The organism is Caulobacter sp. GW821-FHT11E10 (genome assembly GCF_058808375.1).
The window spans coordinates 217872-236690 of sequence record NZ_JBXARP010000010.1 but is presented as its reverse complement, the minus strand read 5'-3'; the positions used below and the strand labels follow the sequence as shown (position 1 = coordinate 236690).

Here is an 18819-nt window from a genome sequence, read left to right as displayed (position 1 = left end):
GTTCGCGTGACCGGGGATCAGCCCGCGACCGGGAAAACCCGCGTCTGCTTGACCACGCCATAGGCGAAGCTGGTGTCGATCGAGGCGATGCCGGGGATGGCGTGCAGCTTGCGGCGCATGAAGTCCTCATAGGCCTCCAGGCTGTCGACGATCACCCGCAGCAGATAGTCGTCGCCGCCGGCCAGCAGGAAGCAGTCCAGGATCTGGTCGATCCGCGCCACCTGCTCCTCGAACCCCTTGATCAGGTCCTGGCCGTGGCGGTCCAGGCGAACGCGGACGAAGACGGTGATCGGCAGGCCATAGGCCTTCTGGTCGACCAGGGCGGTGTAGCCGGTGATCACCCCCTGGGCCTCCAGGTTTCGCACCCGGCGCAGGCAGGGCGAGGGCGACAGGTTCACCCGCTCGGCCAGCTCCTGGTTGGTCAACCGGCCGTCCTTCTGCAGCTCCCGGATGATCTGGCGGTCCTTAGTATCCATTGGGGGTATCCACTGGCGGCCTCATGAGCAGAATCTGCCAAAACAGAAGCCCATCGTGGCAGACTTTGCAATCTCTTGCGCCTGACTCCACGCCACATTCGCTCCAACACGGAGTGACCTATGCGTAGCGAGAACGGCGGCTTTTCCACCCGGGCGATCCATGCGGGCTATGATCCCGCCGACGAGCACGGGGCCCTGACGCCGCCGGTTCATCTGACCTCGACCTTCGCCTTCGAGAGCGCCGAGGCCGGTGGCGAGATGTTCGCCGGGACGCGCGAGGGCCACTTCTATTCACGGATCTCCAACCCGACGACCGACCTGCTGGAGCGCCGCCTGGCCAGCCTGGAAGGCGCCGAGGCCGCCGTAGCCACGGCCTCGGGCATGGGCGCGATCACCGCCGTGCTGTGGAGCTTCCTGCGGTCCGGCGACGAGGTCATCACCGACCAGACCTTGTACGGCTGCACGTTCGCCTTCCTGCGCGACGGCCTGACCCGGTTCGGCGTCACGGTGCGCCAGGTCGACATGACCCGGCCCGAGGCCCTGGCCGAAGCGATCTCGGACAAGACCCGGATCGTCTATTTCGAGACCCCCGCCAATCCGAACATGCGCCTCGTCGATATCGCCGCGATCAGCCGGATCGCGCGCGGGGCGGGGGCCAAGGTGGTGGTCGACAACACCTACGCCACGCCCTGTCTGACCCGGCCGCTGGGCCTGGGCGCGGACATCGTCGTCCACTCGGCGACCAAGTATCTGGGCGGCCACGGCGATCTGGTCGGGGGCATCGCCGCCGGCGGCGTCGAGGACATGGCCAGGGTGCGCCTCGTCGGGGTCAAGGACATGACCGGCGCGGTGATGTCGCCGTTCACGGCCTTCCTGGTGATGCGCGGCCTCAAGACCCTGGCGCTGCGCATGGGCCGCCACAGCCAGAGCGCCCAGACGGTCGCGCGTTGGCTTGAGGATCATCCGGCCGTCGAGCGGGTGTTCTATCCGGGCCTGCAGAGCTTCCCGCAGCGCGACCTGGCCGCGCGCCAGATGGCCAGCGGCGGCGGCATGATGGCCTTCGAACTGAAGGGCGGCCACGCGGCGGGGGTCTCGATGATGAACCGCCTGACCCTGATCCGGCGGGCCGTGTCGCTGGGCGACGCCGAGACCCTGATCCAGCACCCGGCCAGCATGACCCATTCGCCCTATACCCCCGAGGAACGCGCGGCGGCGGGCATCGCCGAGGGCCTGGTGCGTCTGTCGGTGGGGCTGGAGGACGTCGCCGATATCCTGGGCGACCTGGAGATGGCGCTCGAGCCGGAGAAGATCGCGGCGCTGATCTAGGGTGCGCCAGATCCTCCCCCTAGCGGGGGAGGTGGTCCGAAGGACCGGAGGGGGAAGCGCTTGAAGCCTGGCCTCTTCCCCCTCCGTCGTCTCTTCGAGCCGACACCTCCCCCGCTGGGGGGAGGATTTCGATTGCTTGGCTTGCCTCTCTCAGCAGTCCAGGAACTTCACCTCTTCGGCCGTGTATTTCATGTCGCTGGCGCTGAAGAGGCCCGAGAGGCCCAGCAGGGTGCAGCGGCCGTTGGCCAGATAGACCGGGATGTCCTGCAGATAGGCGCTCATCCGACCCTTGTCGGCGAAACGGCGGACGAAGGCGGCGTGGTCCAGCAGGCCGTCGACGCGCTCCATCAGCGGGCTGTTGATATAGACCCCGCCACGGGCGGCGAACATCAGGGCCGCGTCGCCGGCGAAGGCGCCGAGCAGGGCGCTGAAGATCGACAGGGCCTCGCGGGCCCGGGGATCGCCGTCACGGACGCGCGAGAGGATCAGGTCGTCGCTGTCGTTCTCGCCGCCGCCGAGGGCCGCGTGGATGTCGATCAGCCCGGCCTGCGACAGGAAATGCTCGGCCGAGACCCGGCCATACTTGGCCTGCAGCGCCTCGAAGATCGGGATCTCGCGCGCTTCGCCGGGAGTGAAGTCGATGTGGCCGCCCTCGCTGACCACCGGGACCCAGCCGTCGATCCGATGCGGCGACAGGCCCGCGACGCCGAGGCCGAGATTGGGGCCGATCACGGCGATCGGCGCGCTCTTGGCCGGCTTGCCGTCATGGATCAGGGTCATGGCCGTGGGGGCTAGGCGCGGCGCGCCGAGGGCGCAGGCGGCGAAGTCGTTGAGCAGGGCGACGCGAGGGGTCTTCAGCACCGCCCGCAGCCAGGATTGGGTGACGGTGAAGTCGCCGGCCGTCAGAGCGATGGCGCCATCGATCTCGGGTCCGGCGCCGCAAACGGCCGCGCCGACCAGTTCGCTGCTCTGGCTGTCGGCCAGGGCCTGGTTCAGCTGCTGCTCCAGCTCGCGCAGCGAGGCGCATGAGAACTCGCGATGAACGCGGGGCGGATCGCCGGGCCGCACGACGGCCACGGCCAGGTCACGCCCGTTCACATCGGCCAACAGGACCGATCCCTTCGCCATGTCGTTTCCTCTCGCGCCGGTTTGATCCGGCTTCAGACGGTTATCCTTGTACCGGTAACATCGTTCGGTGCTTCAAGCCTAGCACCGCCGGAGAGTGTTTTGACAAGGTTGTCAAACTTGCGGCCGAAACCCGGGCCGGGGTCGAAACCTGTTAAGCTTCACTACAAAATTCTTACGTCTGCACGGGCGATTAACCGCGCCGTGCGTTTATCCCTGTATGGCGAAATACCCGTCAGGCGATGAACATGACCGGCGGTCGGCTGTCCGCATCCAAACGCAGAGGTCCGGCAAGGTCCTTTGCGGCGCTTTCGCGTGGGATTGCGTGATCCGGGACCTGTCGAGCAGCGGCGCCCGGGTGCAGATGCTGTCCAGCACCGTCCCGCCCGCGCAGGTGCAACTGGTCGACCTGGCCGCGGGCCTCGCCCACGACGTCGCTATCGCCTGGCAGCGCGACCGCGAGGTCGGCATGCGGCTGGTCCGGACCTATGATCTGCGGGGTCTCGCCCCGTCCGCCGCGCAGACGGCCAAGCGGATCTGGCTGGCGTCGCAGTCCGCCGCCTCGACCGGCTGAGCCCATTCCCAAAACGACAAAGACCCCGGTCCGCCAACCGAGGTCTCGTTCGAAATCCGGCGCGTTTCCCCGCGCGCCGGTATGCCGTGTGTCGCCTAGAGCCCTTTAGCCTTGCATCATGTGAGGCGTCTAAAAGGGCTCTAAATCAACTCCTTAGAGCGTGGCGGTCGCCATGCTCTAAGCGGCGTCGCCGCGAGCGGCTTCGTCGGCCATCGCACGCACCAGGTCCAGGACCTGACGGCGAACGCGGCCACGGCCGATCTTCGGGAACACCTCGGCCAGTTCCAGGCCTTCCGGCGTGGTCAGGAACTCCTGCACCACCTTTTCGGCGTGCTGGGTGGCGTCATCCAGTTCGGCGCCGCTCATCGGGTCGGCCAGGCCGTCGAAGAAGAACGACACCGGGACCTGCAGGGTCTTGGCGATTTCATACAGCTTGCTGGCGCTGACGCGGTTGGCGCCCCGCTCGTACTTTTGGACCTGCTGGAAGGTCAGCCCGAGGGAATCCGCCAGTTGTTCCTGGCTGACGCCCAGCAGTTTGCGACGCATCCGAACGCGGCCGCCGACATGCAAGTCGACGGGGTTGGGGCGTCGGCCTTCAGTTTCTTCGCTCATGTGATTCCGCCTCCAACGGTTGTCCAGAGAAAATGACACGACCGTGACGTCGGTGGAAGCAAACCGATCCAAGCGCGGCGTTACGTCGCGATGGTTTAGCTTCCCTCCCCGATTCGGGGAGGCTATTCGCGTACGGAGCGATTCGCCGCCAACTGGAGGGTGACCGGCTTTCCAGTTGCGCGAACAACGGGAAGGGCGTCGTCGACGAGCCGTCCGACCCGCGCTTAACAGGACGGGCCGAACGCCGCAAAGCCTTATGCGTTAAGGCGCCAGGCTCCCTCGCCATCTCGCAGCCGTCCGCCCCAGATGCGTCGCGCGTGGCCCGTGTTGTCGTGCAGACGGAACAGGGTTTCGGCCGCGAAGGTCTCGTCGCGCTCGACGCCCGCGTTGAGTTGCGGCGTCATGGCGCGGGTTACCTGGCGCTGCACCGCGGGCAGGTCGCCGAACGCCATGATGTCGAGCGTGTCGATTTCGTAGCCCACCGGCGACTCCCGGCCGATCGACTCCAGCACCCGATCGAGGAGCGCCCGCGAGACCGCGATCTCGGATCCGGCCACCACGCCGTAGGCGTAAGGGCGTGGGATCCCGACCAGGCGCGTGTCGATCGGCGAGTTCAGAATGCCCGGATAGAGCTGCATGTCGATCATGCCGACGAAGCGGGTCACGCCGTGGCGCAGGGCCAGCTCGAAGGCGGCCGCCCAGCACTCGAAGACCCGCTCGCCGCGCCCTGGGCCCTTGCGCCGGCGATAGGCCTCGGTCGTGAAGAGTCGGGTCGCCTCCCAGACATCGACGGCCTTCTTCGGCGTTTCGTCGGGCGCGATCAGGTGCGGAAACTTGTCGGCCAGCATGCAGCGGTCGTCGGTGGGCCGCAGCCGCAGGCCGACCTCGAGCTTCTCCATGTCGTCGTCGAAGCCGAGCAGATAGATGGCGCGGTGGTCGTCGTAGTCGTCGAGCTCACCGCCGTCGAGCACGACCAGATCGACCCAGCCGTTCTTGTCGACGCACTGTCGTCGGCGCTCCTCGTGCATGGCCCACAGCTGCGGGCCGTACAGGTGACGGTTCTCGGATGTGATGATGTGGATCATGGCCGGCCCCCAAGCTGGCTGTCGCCAAAACTGGCTGTTGGACGGCCTGAATAGGGGACATGATCCAGGCAAAGCGCGATAGGCCAAACGGCCTATGGCGTCTTTTGAAACCGCGCGTAACGCTTGCCAGGACGACGGGCAGGGCACAGCATCGGCGTCATGAGCACCGCCACAGACGAGCGCTACCGGACCTTCGCGGCCTTCTACCCATTCTACCTGACCGAACACGTCAATCCGGTCAGCCGACGACTGCACGTGGTGGGCACGAGCCTCGTGATCGTTTGCCTGGTTCTGGGCTTGCTGCGCGACTGGCGCTTCTTCGTGGCCGCGCCGCTGGTCGGCTACGGCTTCGCCTGGGTCGGCCATTTCGTGTTCGAGAAGAACCGGCCCGCGACCTTCAAGTATCCGCTCTTCAGCCTGATGGGCGACTTCCGGCTGTGGTTCGAGGTGGTGACGGGGCGGCGGCGCTGGTAGCGCTCAAAGCTTCGAGAACAGCCCCAGCTCGCCGGCCTTCATCACGGCCTCCTGGCGCTTGACCACGCCCAGACGTTTCTTGGCCGCCTCGACATGGTGATGGACCGTGCGCGGCGAGAGCTGGAGGATCGCACCGATCTCCCAGTCGGTCTTGCCCCGGCTGGCCCAATAGAGGCACTGGGCCTGGCGCTCGGAGATCACCCCGTAGTCGGGATTGTCGTCCTGCAGCTCCCAGTGCTTGAGCATGGTGGAGCCGAACACGGTGGCCAGGCTCTCGACCACGGCCCGGGAGGTGGGGTCGGTGTCCGGAGCCTCGGTGGCCATGCGGATCAGCACCTCCTGGCCCGCCGGACCGAACACCCGGACCACATAGCCGTCGTTCATCCCGAGGTCCGAGGCCTCGCCCCACATGGTTTGGGCGCGGCCGTCGCCCAGCGGCTTGGCGTCGGTCCAGGCGAACGAGCGCGGCGACTTCAGCAGCAGCTTGATGCACGGGTCGTGCACCACGTAGCGCTCGCTCCAATAGCGCCCGTCCCACACGTCGAAGTCGCGGCGGCTGAGGGTGGGCGGTTCCTTGCCGTAGTGCTCGGCGTTGATCAGGGTGGCGCAGAACCTGTCATAGCCGAAGGCGGCGATCGCGCGGGCGAAGTGGCTTTCCACCTCATCCGCCGAGCCCAGGTGAGGGGCCTTGCTGAGAAACGCCCAGGCCTGTTGTTCCGCCGTGGTTAGCACACGCAGCTCCGTACTCACGCTATGGTTAGGCTAGGCGCGGACACAGCCCGGCGCCAAGCGCCTACTATCCCAAGTGGAGTGGTGTTCGCGTACATGGGTCGTCCGTCGTGTCGTATGACGTCCCCATTCCCAAAAGGCCTGCCTCCCTAGGCTTTATGCCTAGGGCCCAGGGTTCAGCCCACGCTGCTTTAGACGGGGTGCGTTCACGCCGGCGGGTTCTACCGACGATCGTCCAGCCCAGCCATGGCATGGGTCCCAGGCACAAGGCCTGGGAAGGCGGTGGTTTTTGGATGAGTGAAGTTCGCGACTTCGGTGGTGAAAAGCCGCCCGGAAGCTTCGGCTCCTAGGCCGCGACTTCGGCGCCGTCTTCGTCTTCGCCGCCCAGCAGGGCGCTAAGCACGATGGCCAGGCGCTCGGGCTTGATCGGCTTTTCGACCACGTCCTGCATGCCGGCGGCGATGTAGGTCTGGACGTCGGCCGGATCGGCGTTGGCGGTCAGGGCCACGATCGGCACCGAGCCGACGCCGCCGCCCATTTCGCGGATGGCGCGGGTGGCGGCGATGCCGTCCATGCGCGGCATCTTGATGTCCATCAGGATCAGGTCGAAGCGACCGGCCTTGGCCATTTCGACGGCCTCGACGCCGTCGACGGCCTGTTCCGAGGTGCACTCGAACATGTCGCACAGCGCCTCGGCGACCATGCGGTTGGTGGCGTTGTCGTCGACGATGAGGATGTGCGCGGCGCGGCCGTGCACGGAGGGCTCGTTGTCGTGATGCTCGGCGGCGGCGATGGCCGGGGCGGCGGACAGGGCGAAGCCGAGGGTCAGGCCGGAGCCGCGATTGGCCTCGGCCAGCAGCGGGCCGCCCAGGGCGCGGGCGACGCGATGGGCCAGGGCCAGACCGACGCTGAGCGCCATCTCGCTGCTGTCCTGCTGGCTGGCGGCGCCCAGGGGTTCATTGACGCGAGCCAGGCGGTCTTCGGCCCGGCCGCCGGTGTTGTCACGCACCTGGCCTTCCAGCCGGATGCGGTCGCCGTCGGCGCGCGCGGTCAGGCGGGCCTCGATCATGCCGCGGCCGGAAGCCAGGGCGTTCTCGATCAGGATGTCGAACAGTTGCAGCAGGCGCTCGCCGTCGACCTCGACCCCGCACTCGGGTTCGCCGTCGTAGGAGACCAGCAGGGTGGAGCCGCCCTCGTGGGCGCGGCTGGCCCAGCGCGCCTCGACGGCGTCGGCCAGGTCGCGCAGGCGCGTCGGCGTCGTGTTGAAGGTCAGCTGGCCGTTGGCCGAGCGTTGCAGGTCGATGGCCCGGCTGACCGTCGCGCCCATGTCGCGGCTGGTGTCGCCGATGGCGCGGACGAAGGCGGCGGCGTCGGGCGTCAGGCGTTGCTGCTCGAGGCGCTCGGTGATGGCCAGGACGCCGTTGAGGTGCGCGCCGATGTCGACGGCCATGCGCTCGACCATGGCCTGGGCGTCGCGCACTTCGCGCTGGCGACGGCGGTGCGAGTTCAGGAGAGAGCCGAGGCCGCCTACGCCGACGTAATAGCCGGCGGCGTCCACGCCGATATAGGCCGTGCGGAAGACGGGGGTCGGGCTGTCGGCCAGACCGTTGACGAAGAGGTTGGAGTCGGTGTCGACGGCGACGATACGCGGCGCGCGGTCCATCACCTCGGAAATCGGCTTGTCGGCCAGCTGCTCGCCGGCGACCTGCATCATGCCCACGAGGACGTCGCGATAGACCAGGCCGACGGGCGCGCCGTTCTCGACGACCGCAACGGCCGGCATGGTCGGATCGGCGTCGAACATCGCCACGACCTGACCGCAGGGCGTGGTGGGCGCGATCGGAGGACGGATGTCGATCAGGCGGTTCAGCGTTTCCATACGGCGCTTCGCTGGGACTTTGGACAGGCACCTTGCCCTCGCCCGCCTTGCGGAGTCGTTAAGTTGGAAGCGTTCTCAAGGCGCAGGTCGCGGAAACCGTTCATTTCGGTCACTCGGCGACCTCGACGCGAACGAAAAGGGGCGGCGGTTGCCCGCCGCCCCTCGGTTCGTCCTCGCGAGGAAGACTTACCAGGACTTGGTGATCGCGATGCCGTACAGGCGCGGCTCCTGGGTGATCACGTTGGTGAACAGGCCAGAGCTGTCGTCCGTCGTGTAGGCGTCGACGATCGGGGTCTTGTTGCCGATGTTCTTCACATAGGCGTCGATCGACACGCCCCACTCGGGCTTCTCGACCTTCAGGGTCATGTTGCCGTTGTCCCACGACCGCAGGGTGTCGTACGTGGTGTTGTACACCCGGGTGAACTGCTTGGTCTGGCGGTAGTAGTCGCCGCGCAGGGTGGCGGACCAGCCACCCGACAGTTCGAAGGTGTACTGAGCGCCGACCGAGGTGGTCCAGTGCGGCGAGTTCGGCAGTTCGTTGCCTGACAGGTTGGCCACGGTGCCTTCGATCGAGTAGCCGGCGCCGTAGTTGTAGAGACCCGTCGAGTTGGCCAGGAACGCCGCCGTGGCGGCCGGCAGACCCGCGCCGCCGGCGGCGGCCGGGGTGGCGAGGAAGCCTTGATAGGCCGCCGCGCCGGTGCAGGCGAAGGGCAGAGTGGCGCCCGCGCCCGCGCCGATCACGGTGGCGACGCCGGCCGTGGTCAGCACGCAGTTGGCGCCGACCGACGAAGCGTTCGGACCGACCTTCACGACCGTATAGGCCGGGTTGGACTGGGTCCGGTTCATCGTGTCGATCGAGGTGACGCCGTCGCCGATCTTGGTGTGCAGATAGCCGATGTTGGCGTTCAGCTTCAGGTTCCGCACCGGCGACCAGATCGACTCTATTTCGAAGCCGTAGACCTTGGCGTCGACGTTCTCGTTCACCGAGGTCCGGTTCACGATCTTCGAGATCTGGTAGCCCTTGTAGTCGTACGAGAAGCCCGTGACGTTGAAGAGCACGCTGCCGCCGGCCATCGTGTTCTTGGTGCCGATTTCGATGGCGTTGACGAACTCCGGCGCGAAGGTCTGCTTGATGCCGACCGCGCCCGCCGGGACGCCCGGATTGATGCCGCCGCCCTTATAGCCCTTGGAATAGAAGGCGTAGAGCAGGGTGTCGTCGGTGAAGCCCAGCTTGGCCTTGTAGTCGACGCCGAAGCGGCCGGTCGTCTCGGTGAAGCGGGCGCGCTGGTCGGGGTTGGTCGGGTTGCGGGTCAGGCCGTAGCCGGGGGCCAGCAGCACGGTCGAGTAGTTCTTGACCGCCTTCTTGTCGCGCGTCTGACGCAGGCCCAGGGTGAACTTCAGGTCTTCGTTGACCTGATAGTAGACCTCGCCGAACAGGGCGTCCGACACCAGGGTGTAGGGCGTGCGGTTGTCATAGTAGTTGTGGCCGTCGCCGGTCGGGGTGGCCGCCGTGTCGATGCCGATGCAGTTGGCGGTGGTCGCCGGGTTGCAGTTCGGATTGCCCGTCTTCTGGAAGTTCAGGGCCATCGACGACAGGGTCAGCGAGTTGCCGATCACGAAGTAGTCGGTCAGCGTCCGGTAGGTGAAGTGGATGCCGCCGACGTTGAAGTTCAGCGGGCCGTCGAAGGCCGACTGCAGGCGCAGTTCCTGGCTGAACTGCTCGGAGCGGCCCGACGAGACGTCGATGGTCGTGAACTTGTTGGTGTTGCCGACCTGCGGGTCGTTGAAGAAGCCGCCCGGCGTGAAGGGCGTGCTGTTGAACGGCACCGTCGAGATGTTGCGGTTGTAGTCCTGCTTCGTCCAGACGCTGCCCTTGCCGTACGAGGTCATCGCCGTGACGGTCAGTTCGTCGGAGATGTCGTAGTTCAGGGTCAGCTGGTAGGTGTTCGAACCCGACTGGTAGATCGGATCCAGCGTGGTCTCGATCTCGCGCAGGTTCGTCGAGGTGGTGTCGCCGGCGTTCACGTCACCCGAGGTGAAGCCGAAGATGTTGCCCAGCAGGCCGGTCAGCGAGCCGGCCGAATTGACCGTGCCATAAGCGGCGGGCGCGTACAGCGAGCCGGGCAGACAGCCCTGGCTGAGGAAGACGCGCGAGGCGCCGGTCGGGACGCCGCCGACCGTGGCCGGGCCGTTGTCCTTGGTGCAGAGCTGCTTGCCGGTGCGGGCGCGGTTGTCGTTCTCGTGGAAGCGTTCCCACATGAAGTTGGTGCGCAGCTTCTCGGTCGGGTTGAACATCACCTGGACGCGGGTCGCGTAGAGATCCCGGTCGTCGACCTTGTGCTGGTTGAAGGTGTTGGTGACGAAGCCGTCGCGCTTCAGCGTCGTGCCGGCCAGGCGGACGGCCAGCTTCTCGCCGAAGATCGGCACGTTGAGCATGCCGCGGAACTTGGTCGAGCCGTAGTTGCCGTACTCGGCGCGGACATTGGCTTCGAACTGGTCGACGGGCTTGGCGGTGATCACGTTGACCACGCCGCCGGTGGCGTTACGGCCGTACAGCGTGCCCTGGGGGCCGCGCAGCACTTCGACGCGCTCCACGTCGTAGAACTCGGCTTCGAACAGATTGCCCGACTGCTGCGGGGCGTTGTTCACGTGGACGCCGACGCCCTGGTCGGCCGAGGCCCCGACGGCCTTGGCCCCGATGCCGCGGATCTGGAAGTTGAAGCTGTTGGTGAAGTTGCTCTTGGCGAAGGTGACGTTCGGAATGGCCAGCTGCAGGTTCGGGCCGCCGTCGATCTTCTGCGCTTCCAGCGAATCCTGGCTGAAGGCCGACACCGCGATCGGCACGTCCTGAAGCGCTTCTTCCTTCTTCTGAGCGGTGACCACCAGCTCTTCGATGACGGTCCCGGGGCCGGATTGCTGCTGGGCGAAAGCGGGGACGGCGAAGCCAGAGATCGCGATCGCCGAAGCGCCCATGACCAAAAGGCTCCGCATACGCAGAGTTTGCGACATTGAATTCCCTCCCTGGACACAAGCGGCGCCTTATGGATGGCGCCTGCAAGCGTCGGTGTTTCCTCGGCGCCGTACCGTTTTTCACCACGCGGGCGTACGGCGAGCCCTTCGCAGCATTGGGAGATTGCATACTTGCGTTTGAAAGCTGTCAACTGGCTCAAACGTAAGTGAACAGCGATAGGTTACACCTTTTCACTTTCCGAGAGGTGGTGTTCTCCTGGCGCGGGTAAGTTTCCGGCGAATTAGAAGGTTGGGTTTGCGGCTGCCGTAGCGGAACGCGGGCCCGCGCATTCCCAATACGTCCCTGCAACAACGGGGGGATGCTATAGTTCGTGGGCGAAAGACTTCGACTTCGTTCGTTGTCGGAGTATCGCCCGAGTCGGGGGCTCGGCGGCATGGCGATGGCGCGATGGTTCCGGGGCGGCCTCGGCTCGTGTAGAGGAGGGGCCATGTTCCCCCTTTCGAAGATCGAGCGCCCCGCATGAGTGACGCGGCCCTGGTTCTGTTTTCCGGTGGTCAGGACAGCAGTGTCTGCCTGGCCTGGGCCCTCGAGCGCTATGCGCGCGTCGAGACGGTCGGCTTCGACTATGGCCAGCGCCATCTGGTCGAGATGGAGGCCCGCCAGGCCGTGCGCCGCGAGATCGCCGCGCGCTTCCCGCAATGGGCCGACCGCCTGGGCGAGGACCACGTGCTGGATATCCGCAGCTTCGGCCAGGTGGCCCAGTCGGCCCTGACCGCCGACCGCGCCATCGAGATGACCGAGCGCGGCCTGCCCTCGACCTTCGTGCCCGGCCGCAACCTGGTGTTCCTGATCTACGCCGCCGCGTTGGCGGACCGGCGCGGCGTCGACGCCCTGGTCGGCGGCATGTGCGAGACCGACTTCTCGGGCTATCCCGACTGCCGGCGCGACACGCTGGACGCCATGCAGAACGCCCTGAACCTAGGGATGGATCGCGGCTTCCGGGTCGAGACCCCGCTGATGTGGCTGACCAAGGCCCAGACCTGGGCGCTGTCCAAGGCGCTGGGCGGCGAGGACCTGGTCCAGCTGATCGTCGAGGAAAGCCACACCTGCTACCAGGGCGAACGTGGCCAGTTGCACGCCTGGGGCCATGGTTGCGGGACCTGCCCGGCGTGCGAGCTGCGCGAGAAGGGCTATGTCGAGTGGGACGCGGCGGGGCGCGAGGCGCTCGCCCAGGATCCGGTGGGCGCGTGACCTATTCCGTCAAAGAGATCTTCCTGACCCTCCAAGGCGAGGGCGGCCAGGCGGGCAAGGCGGCGGTGTTCTGCCGCTTCTCCGGCTGCAACCTGTGGACCGGCCGCGAGCAGGATCGGGCCAAGGCGGTCTGCACCTTCTGCGACACCGACTTCGTCGGGACCGACGGCGAGAACGGCGGCAAGTTCGCCACGGCCGACGATCTGGCGGCCGCCGTTGAGGCCCAGTGGACCGGCGGGCCGGACGACCGCCTGGTGGTCTGCACCGGCGGCGAGCCCTTCCTGCAACTGGACGAGGCGGCGATCAAAGCCCTGCACGCGCGCGGTTTCCAGATCGCCGTCGAGAGCAACGGCACGCTGGAAGCTCCGGCCGGCGTCGACTGGATCTGCATCAGCCCCAAGGCCGACGCGCCGGTAGTCCAGACCTCGGGCCAGGAGCTGAAGCTGGTCTACCCGCAGGACAAGGCCATGCCGGAGCGGTTCGCGGACCTGGATTTCGAGCGCTTCTACCTGCAGCCGATGGACGGGCCGGACCGCGACAGGAACACGCAATTGGCCGTCGCCTATTGCCTTTCCCACCCCCAATGGCGTTTAAGCGTCCAAACGCACAAATATCTCGGCCTGCCCTGACGGATAAGGCGCGCGACTTGGTGACAGGGTCGTTGCGCTAGAGCCTCCCAGGCCTTGTCAAAAGAAGTACCTGATGAAGCCCGTCTTCGAGATCACGAAGGCCGCGCATTTCGACGCGGCTCATTACATCGAGCAAGGTCCCGCCGACCATCGCTACCGCAAGCTGCACGGCCACTCGTTCAAGGTCGAGGCCAGCGTGAAGGGGCAGATGCAGGACGCCGGCTGGGTCGCCGACCTGGACGGCCTGGACGCCGCGCTGAAGGCAGTCGCCACCGAGCTGGACCATGGTCTGCTGAACGATCGCCCCGGTCTGGAAAGCCCGACCCTGGAGCGTCTCTGCCTCTATTTCGCCGAGCGCCTGACGCCGGCGTTCCCGGGCCTGTCACGCGTGGTGATCTCGCGCCCGACGATCGGCGAGAGCTGCGCGCTGACGCTTTGAAGATCCTCCCCCGCTGGGGGAGGTGGCCCAGAGGGCCGGAGGGGGCAGCTCGGCCTAGGCCGCATTAGCCCCCTCAGTCGGCTTCGCCGACAGCTCCCCCAGCGGGGGAGCATCTTTCACAAGAGCTACTCTTCCTCTTCCCGGCGATCGCCCAGGTCGTTCTTGCTGCTGTCGCCGGGGATGACCGCCTTGCCGGTGGCCACAACGGCCTTGCCGCCCATCTTGGCGGCGCCGCCGACGACCGCGCCGGTGACGCCGATGGCGGTGCCGGCCACGGTGCCGACCGCGGCGGCGGCCAGGCAGCCCGTCTGCGAGAGGGCGACCATCGCGAGGACGGCGGCGAGGGGAGCGAGGCGGCGGAAGGTCATGGTGAAGCTCATAAAACGCTGTTCACCACGTTCTAGCGGGCAAAAGGTTTAAATTCTCCGTGTCGGATGGCCGCGTCCGACTTCGGGGAAATCCAGATAGGTCGTGTTCTCGTCCTCGGACCGCCGCCAGGGGCCCTGGTGGCGCGGATCGTCACGACGGCGGCGGTCGGGGCCGAAATAGTCCTCGGTCCGCACGTATTGGCGCGGGTTCTCGATCAACAGGGTCAGGCGGTGGACCACGCCGCGGGCCGTGATCGGCTTGGTCAGGATTTCGTTCACGCCGGCGTCGCGCGCCTCGCACACGCGGCGCTGGGTCGAGTGGCCAGTGATCATCACGATCGGTGCGAACGGATTGGGGCTGTCGGGCGACTTGCGCAGCAGATTGACGAAGTCGATGCCGTCCAGGCCGCTCATCGACAGGTCGGTGAACACCACGTCGATCGGGACCTGGCGCATGATCGACAGCGCCTCGGCGCCGTCCATGGCCTCGTAGACCTGACGCACGCCGATGGCGCGCAGGATCTCGATCAACAAGATGCGCATGTGCTGGTTGTCGTCGACCAGCAGGATCTTCAACAGGTCGAACCGCACGCGCTGAACCCCTCAGTCATCGCGTTATTTTGGCCGCAACCTATGCGCGTTTTGCTCGCGTCTCGGGTTAAGCGCCTGTCCGAGCCTTACAGGCGTGATCACAGTCCGGTCAACCGGAAAGCCAAGTTAAATCAGTGGTAAGACCAATTCGACCGAAGTTCATTGACCTCTATCGGCGCGTTAGCGACTCGCGCCTGGCGAGAACGTCTGGCCGCCAGTTTGGCCACGGTGGCGCAGGAAGGCGTCGGCCAACACGCAAGCCGTCATGGCCTCGACCACCGGCACGCCGCGGATGCCGACGCACGGATCGTGGCGGCCCTTGGTGCGCAGGTCGATCTCCTCGCCGGCCTCGTTGAGGGTCTGGCGGGGGATCAGGATCGACGAGGTCGGCTTGAAGGCCACGCGGGCCACCACCGGCTGGCCGGTCGAGATGCCGCCCAGCACGCCGCCGGCGTGGTTGGACAGGAACACCGGTTCGCCGTCCGGCCCCAGGCGCATGGCGTCGGCGTTGTCCTCGCCGGTCAGGGCGGCGCTGGCGAAGCCCTCGCCGATCTCCACGCCCTTGGCGGCGTTGATCGACATCAGGGCGGCGGCCAGTTCGGCGTCCAGCTTGCCATAGAGCGGCGCGCCCCAGCCCGCCGGCACGCCGACGGCTTCGACCTCGACGACGGCGCCGGTCGAGGAGCCGGCCTTGCGAATGGTCTCCAGGTGTTCTTCCCAGACCGGGATGATGGCGGCGTCCGGCGACCAGTAGGGGTTCTGTTCGGTCTGGGCCCAGTCCCAGTTATCGCGGTTGATCGCGTGCGGACCGATCTGGACCAGGGCGGCGCGGATCGTGACGCCGGGGATGATCAGCCGCGCCACCGCGCCCGCCGCCACCCGCGCGGCGGTCTCGCGCGCCGAGCTGCGGCCGCCGCCGCGATAGTCGCGCACGCCGTACTTGGCGAAATAGGGATAGTCGGCATGGCCCGGGCGGAAGGCCTGGGCGATTTCGCCATAGTCCTTGCTGCGCTGGTCGGTGTTCTCGATCATCAGGCTGATCGGCGTGCCGGTGGTCCGTTGGCCGTTCGTGCGCTCGTCCTCGAACACGCCCGACAGGATGCGAACCGCGTCCGGCTCCTGGCGCTGGGTGACGAACTTGCCGTTGCCCGGGCGGCGCTTGTCGAGGAACCCCTGGATCATCTCGGCCGTCAGGGCGATGCCCGGCGGAACGCCGTCGACGACGCAGCCCAAGGCCGGGCCGTGGCTTTCGCCCCAGGTGGTGACGCGGAACAGGTGACCGAAGGTGTTGTGCGACATGGGGCGGCTTCTAGCTGAAACGGGGCCGCGTCGCAAAAGCCGCAAAGATCCTCCCCCTAGCGGGGGAGGTGGCGCGAAGCGCCGGTGGGGGAAGGGGCAAGCTCGGCAGAACTTCCCCCTCCGTCGCCTGCGGCGACACCTCCCCCGCTAGGGGGAGGATTGATGCCTACCCCCGCACCTTGGCCGCGTCCGCCAGGTAGAGCTCCAGGTTCGTCCACCCGTCCTTGGTCGCCGCTGCGCCATCGGCCTTCTTCGGATCCAGGCCGTGCGCTTTTTCCCAGGCGTCGGGCATGCCGTCGCCGTCCGTGTCCTTGGCCGGCTTGCCGGTCGGAAGAACCGGCCAGCCGCCGACGTCCTCGTGGGTGTTGATCACCTTGCCGGTTCGCGTCTTCACACCCTGGATGATCCGCTTGTCGACCGGATCGCGCCAGACCGAGGCGCCGGCGTCGGCCAGGATGCGCTCATAGGCCCTGTCGGCCGGCTCGGGCGCCACCACGCCGACGTCCAGCGGCGCGGCCAGGCGATAGCCGGCGGGCTCGGGGATGGTGAAGGTCACCAGGCTCCAGGGATCGGCCGGAACCGCGCCGGCCATGCTGTTGCCGGCGAAATAGGCCTTGGCCAGGCTGTTGGTCTCCTGGAAGGCCACGTTCTTCCCGGAATTCGGGCCGGGCACATAGGCGTTGTCGACGAAGTTGTAAGCCGCCAGGGCCGCCTTGTCGGCGTCGTAGCCGGCATAGCTCTTGCCCCAATTGTAGAAGACGTTGGAGCGGAAATCGAAGAACGCCCCGACGGGGTCCTTGTCGGCGGGCGCGTAGTTCCCGGGGCGCGGCATGCGGGCCATGTGGTTGGCCCACAGATTGTGGTGGAAGCTGATCTTCGAACCGTTGCCGCCCCGGATCAGGCTGCCGTAGCCGTGGTCGCCCTTGACGTGGATCGAGTGGGCCAGGCTCTCGGCGATGATCGACCACTGGACGGTCAGGTCATAGAACCCCTGGCCCGGTTGGTCGTAGCGCGCCGAGGCCGACAGGGTCTCGTCCACCGACCAGCTGGCCGAGACGTGATCGAGGATGATCCGGCGGCCGCCCGAGATCCAGATCGCGTCGCCCTCGACCTTGCTCTCGGCGCCCAGGCGCGAGCGGAGGAAGCGGATGACCACGTCGTCGGCGCCGACGATCAGGGTCTGGTCGCGCACGGTGATCCCGCCGCCCGGCGCGGTCTGGCCGGCGATGGTGATCTGGCCGTTGCTGATCTTCAGCGGGCTCTTCAGCTGGATCGTGCCGGCGACGTCGAAGATGACGGTGCGCGGGCCCTTGGCCTCGACGGCGGCGCGCAGGGAGCCGGCGCCGGAATCGTTCAGGTTGGTGACGCGCAGCACGGCGCCGCCGCGTCCGCCCACGCTGAACCGGCCCGCGCCCTCGGCGCCAGGGAAGGCCAGAACATCGGCGGCGAAGGCCGGGACGGCCGCCCCGACCATCAGCATCAGGGCGAGGGCGCCGGCGGCGTGGCGAAGGTGGCGGCTTTGCATGTTCCATCCCGACAAGGCGGGGCGGCGTTCTCGGCGCCGCCCCTATGGGTCAGGGTGAAAATGACGGTCGAGTCCGGCCTTGTCCACCGGTGTCATAAACTCGGTGAGAGGCCTAGGCGCCCGGCTTCAGGAAGATGTTCAGCGTCACCCGCGAGCCCGCCGGGATCGGGTGATTGATGACCTCCAGCCGCTCGATCACGTCGTCGGGCAGGGTGGTGGGGTCGAAGCCGACCGGCGGGGTCTCGCCGTTCAGCAGCACCGTGGTCTCCGGCGCGCGCAGGCGACCACGGATCTTGACGTGGCCATGATAGGTCGAGACCTGGCCGTCGGGGACCTTCAGCCTGCCCTTGACGATCTCGGCGTTGGTGACCCGGACGAAGTCGGAGCGGATGTCGACATACTGGCCGCTCTTGTCTTCGCTGATGATCGTGCGGCTGCCCTGGCTTTGGGCGTGCTGGGCCAGGGCGATCGACGTCGCGCCGGCGGCTGTGATCGCCACGGCGCTGGCCAAGGTCAGCGCGACCTTGCGCGCGAGGCCGGCGGGGCGGCGGGGATCGGTGATGGCTTTCAGGCGCATGAGGGTCGGCTTCCGTCCTTTGCCGGTGAAGGCGGGGTGAAGGGTGGGGGCGGCGCGGCCGCGCAGCACCTCGATCAGGCTCTCGGCGTAGCGGCGTCGGATCTCGGGCGCCGCGCCGTCCAGGGCCAGGGCGTCGCACAGCTCCTCGCGGGCGGCGGCGGCGCGGCCGCGCAGGAGGCCTACCGGCGGGACCATCCAGAGGAGGCCGCCCAGCAGGTGCTCGGCCATCAGCCGCCAGTTGTCGCCGCGCTTCAGATGCGCCAGCTCGTGGGCGCAGATCGGGACCAGGCGGTCGATGTTCAGGCGCTCGACCAGTTCGGCCGGCAGCAGGATGACCGGCGTCGACAGGCCCGCCAGCAGCGGCTGGTCGATCTGGTCGCTGATCCTGACCTCGGGACGGCCGGTGTCCATGCGTCGGGCGGCGGCGCGCACGGCCAGGGCCAGTTCGGACGCGGCTGGACGCGACTCGCGCACAATGCGCTCCAGCTTCACCCGTCCGATGGCCTGCCGCACCGCCGCGACGGCCAGGCCGGCGGCCGCGCCCAGGATCAGCACGGCTCCGGCGGTCTCGCCGGCGTCGAGGGCGGGAAAGGCGCGCAGGGTCGCTTCATGCATGACCGCGCCGGCGGAGGCGACGGCCTTGGCGCTGACCACGGCCTGGTAGACCGGCGTGGTGGTCTCCTCGGGCAATAGCGAAGCGCCCAGCATCAGGCCCAGCATGGTGGGGGGCAGCGTCACCGCCCTGTTCCAGGCGTCGGCGCGCAGGGCGGGATCGTCGGTCAGGGTGTCAGCCGCCTTGCCCAGCAGCCAGCCCAGGCCGCTGGCGGGCCAGGCGGCGATCAGGCCGAGGGCGGCGGAGGCGAAAAACGCGTTCATGGAGCTACTCCGC

General features: G+C 67.5%; 18 protein-coding genes. 6 read left to right on the top strand and 12 right to left on the bottom strand.

Going from position 1 to position 18819, the window contains the following annotated elements; genetic code table 11:
* Nucleotides 1-17 precede the first annotated feature (17 nt).
* Nucleotides 18-476, bottom strand: coding sequence for an Lrp/AsnC family transcriptional regulator (locus AC1RRV_RS21265; protein ID WP_492861638.1), 459 nt, complete (start codon nt 474-476; stop codon nt 18-20).
* A 120-nt stretch (nt 477-596) separates the two neighbouring features.
* Here AC1RRV_RS21265 and AC1RRV_RS21260 point away from each other — a divergent pair, with 120 nt between their 5' ends.
* The gene (locus AC1RRV_RS21260; RefSeq protein ID WP_492861637.1) at nt 597-1802 is read left to right on the top strand and encodes a methionine gamma-lyase; all 1206 of its coding nucleotides are present in this window, start codon (nt 597-599) and stop codon (nt 1800-1802) included.
* Between the two features lie 150 nt (nt 1803-1952).
* Here the strand turns inward: AC1RRV_RS21260 and AC1RRV_RS21255 are convergent, their stop codons facing one another.
* Nucleotides 1953-2930 (bottom strand): glucokinase, encoded by a 978-nt coding sequence (locus AC1RRV_RS21255; protein WP_492861636.1) that lies wholly within the window; start codon nt 2928-2930, stop codon nt 1953-1955.
* Nucleotides 2931-3147: 217 nt separating this feature from the next.
* On the opposite strand from AC1RRV_RS21255, the gene AC1RRV_RS21250 reads away from it, so the two are divergent.
* Nucleotides 3148-3501, top strand: a complete 354-nt coding sequence (locus AC1RRV_RS21250; protein WP_492861635.1) for a PilZ domain-containing protein — start codon at nt 3148-3150, stop codon at nt 3499-3501.
* 177 nt (nt 3502-3678) lie between these two features.
* On the opposite strand, the gene AC1RRV_RS21245 is transcribed toward AC1RRV_RS21250, so the two are convergent.
* On the bottom strand, nt 3679-4113 hold the full coding sequence (locus AC1RRV_RS21245; protein WP_492861634.1) for a helix-turn-helix domain-containing protein: 435 nt from the start codon (nt 4111-4113) through the stop codon (nt 3679-3681).
* A 254-nt stretch (nt 4114-4367) separates the two neighbouring features.
* Complete coding sequence (locus AC1RRV_RS21240; RefSeq protein ID WP_492861633.1) at nt 4368-5198, bottom strand: acyl-homoserine-lactone synthase; 831 nt, start codon at nt 5196-5198, stop codon at nt 4368-4370.
* Between the two features lie 159 nt (nt 5199-5357).
* On the opposite strand from AC1RRV_RS21240, the gene AC1RRV_RS21235 reads away from it, so the two are divergent.
* Nucleotides 5358-5672 (top strand): Mpo1-like protein, encoded by a 315-nt coding sequence (locus AC1RRV_RS21235; RefSeq protein ID WP_492861632.1) that lies wholly within the window; start codon nt 5358-5360, stop codon nt 5670-5672.
* A gap of 3 nt (nt 5673-5675) precedes the next feature.
* Here the strand turns inward: AC1RRV_RS21235 and AC1RRV_RS21230 are convergent, their stop codons facing one another.
* The 3 genes from AC1RRV_RS21230 to AC1RRV_RS21220 all read right to left on the bottom strand — a co-directional run bounded on the left by AC1RRV_RS21230 (nt 5676) and on the right by AC1RRV_RS21220 (nt 11289).
* Nucleotides 5676-6404: a helix-turn-helix transcriptional regulator gene (locus AC1RRV_RS21230; protein WP_492861631.1), complete on the bottom strand. Its 729-nt coding sequence runs from the start codon at nt 6402-6404 to the stop codon at nt 5676-5678.
* A gap of 343 nt (nt 6405-6747) precedes the next feature.
* The gene (locus AC1RRV_RS21225) at nt 6748-8280 is read right to left on the bottom strand and encodes a response regulator (RefSeq protein WP_492861630.1); all 1533 of its coding nucleotides are present in this window, start codon (nt 8278-8280) and stop codon (nt 6748-6750) included.
* A 186-nt stretch (nt 8281-8466) separates the two neighbouring features.
* Nucleotides 8467-11289 (bottom strand): TonB-dependent receptor, encoded by a 2823-nt coding sequence (locus AC1RRV_RS21220; RefSeq protein ID WP_492861629.1) that lies wholly within the window; start codon nt 11287-11289, stop codon nt 8467-8469.
* A gap of 481 nt (nt 11290-11770) precedes the next feature.
* On the opposite strand from AC1RRV_RS21220, the gene queC reads away from it, so the two are divergent.
* The 3 genes from queC to AC1RRV_RS21205 all read left to right on the top strand — a co-directional run bounded on the left by queC (nt 11771) and on the right by AC1RRV_RS21205 (nt 13570).
* The gene (gene queC, locus AC1RRV_RS21215) at nt 11771-12502 is read left to right on the top strand and encodes a 7-cyano-7-deazaguanine synthase QueC (protein ID WP_492861628.1); all 732 of its coding nucleotides are present in this window, start codon (nt 11771-11773) and stop codon (nt 12500-12502) included.
* Nucleotides 12499-13131 carry a 7-carboxy-7-deazaguanine synthase gene (gene queE, locus AC1RRV_RS21210; protein WP_492861627.1) on the top strand — a complete coding sequence of 211 codons (633 nt, stop codon included), beginning with the start codon at nt 12499-12501 and terminating at the stop codon, nt 13129-13131. Before queC ends, queE begins: the two co-directional genes overlap by 4 nt.
* A gap of 73 nt (nt 13132-13204) precedes the next feature.
* Nucleotides 13205-13570 carry a 6-pyruvoyl trahydropterin synthase family protein gene (locus AC1RRV_RS21205; RefSeq protein WP_477067525.1) on the top strand — a complete coding sequence of 122 codons (366 nt, stop codon included), beginning with the start codon at nt 13205-13207 and terminating at the stop codon, nt 13568-13570.
* Nucleotides 13571-13695: 125 nt separating this feature from the next.
* Here the strand turns inward: AC1RRV_RS21205 and AC1RRV_RS21200 are convergent, their stop codons facing one another.
* From AC1RRV_RS21200 to AC1RRV_RS21180, 5 genes are all read right to left on the bottom strand, one after another.
* The gene (locus tag AC1RRV_RS21200) at nt 13696-13938 is read right to left on the bottom strand and encodes a hypothetical protein (RefSeq protein WP_492861626.1); all 243 of its coding nucleotides are present in this window, start codon (nt 13936-13938) and stop codon (nt 13696-13698) included.
* A 48-nt stretch (nt 13939-13986) separates the two neighbouring features.
* Complete coding sequence (locus tag AC1RRV_RS21195) at nt 13987-14529, bottom strand: response regulator (RefSeq protein WP_492861625.1); 543 nt, start codon at nt 14527-14529, stop codon at nt 13987-13989.
* Between the two features lie 180 nt (nt 14530-14709).
* On the bottom strand, nt 14710-15828 hold the full coding sequence (gene aroC, locus AC1RRV_RS21190; protein ID WP_492861624.1) for a chorismate synthase: 1119 nt from the start codon (nt 15826-15828) through the stop codon (nt 14710-14712).
* Between the two features lie 166 nt (nt 15829-15994).
* Complete coding sequence (locus tag AC1RRV_RS21185; RefSeq protein ID WP_492861623.1) at nt 15995-17353, bottom strand: pectate lyase; 1359 nt, start codon at nt 17351-17353, stop codon at nt 15995-15997.
* 112 nt (nt 17354-17465) lie between these two features.
* A complete protein-coding gene (locus tag AC1RRV_RS21180; RefSeq protein ID WP_492861622.1) occupies nt 17466-18806 on the bottom strand; it encodes a M56 family metallopeptidase in 1341 nt (446 codons plus the stop codon).
* Nucleotides 18807-18819 lie beyond the last annotated feature (13 nt).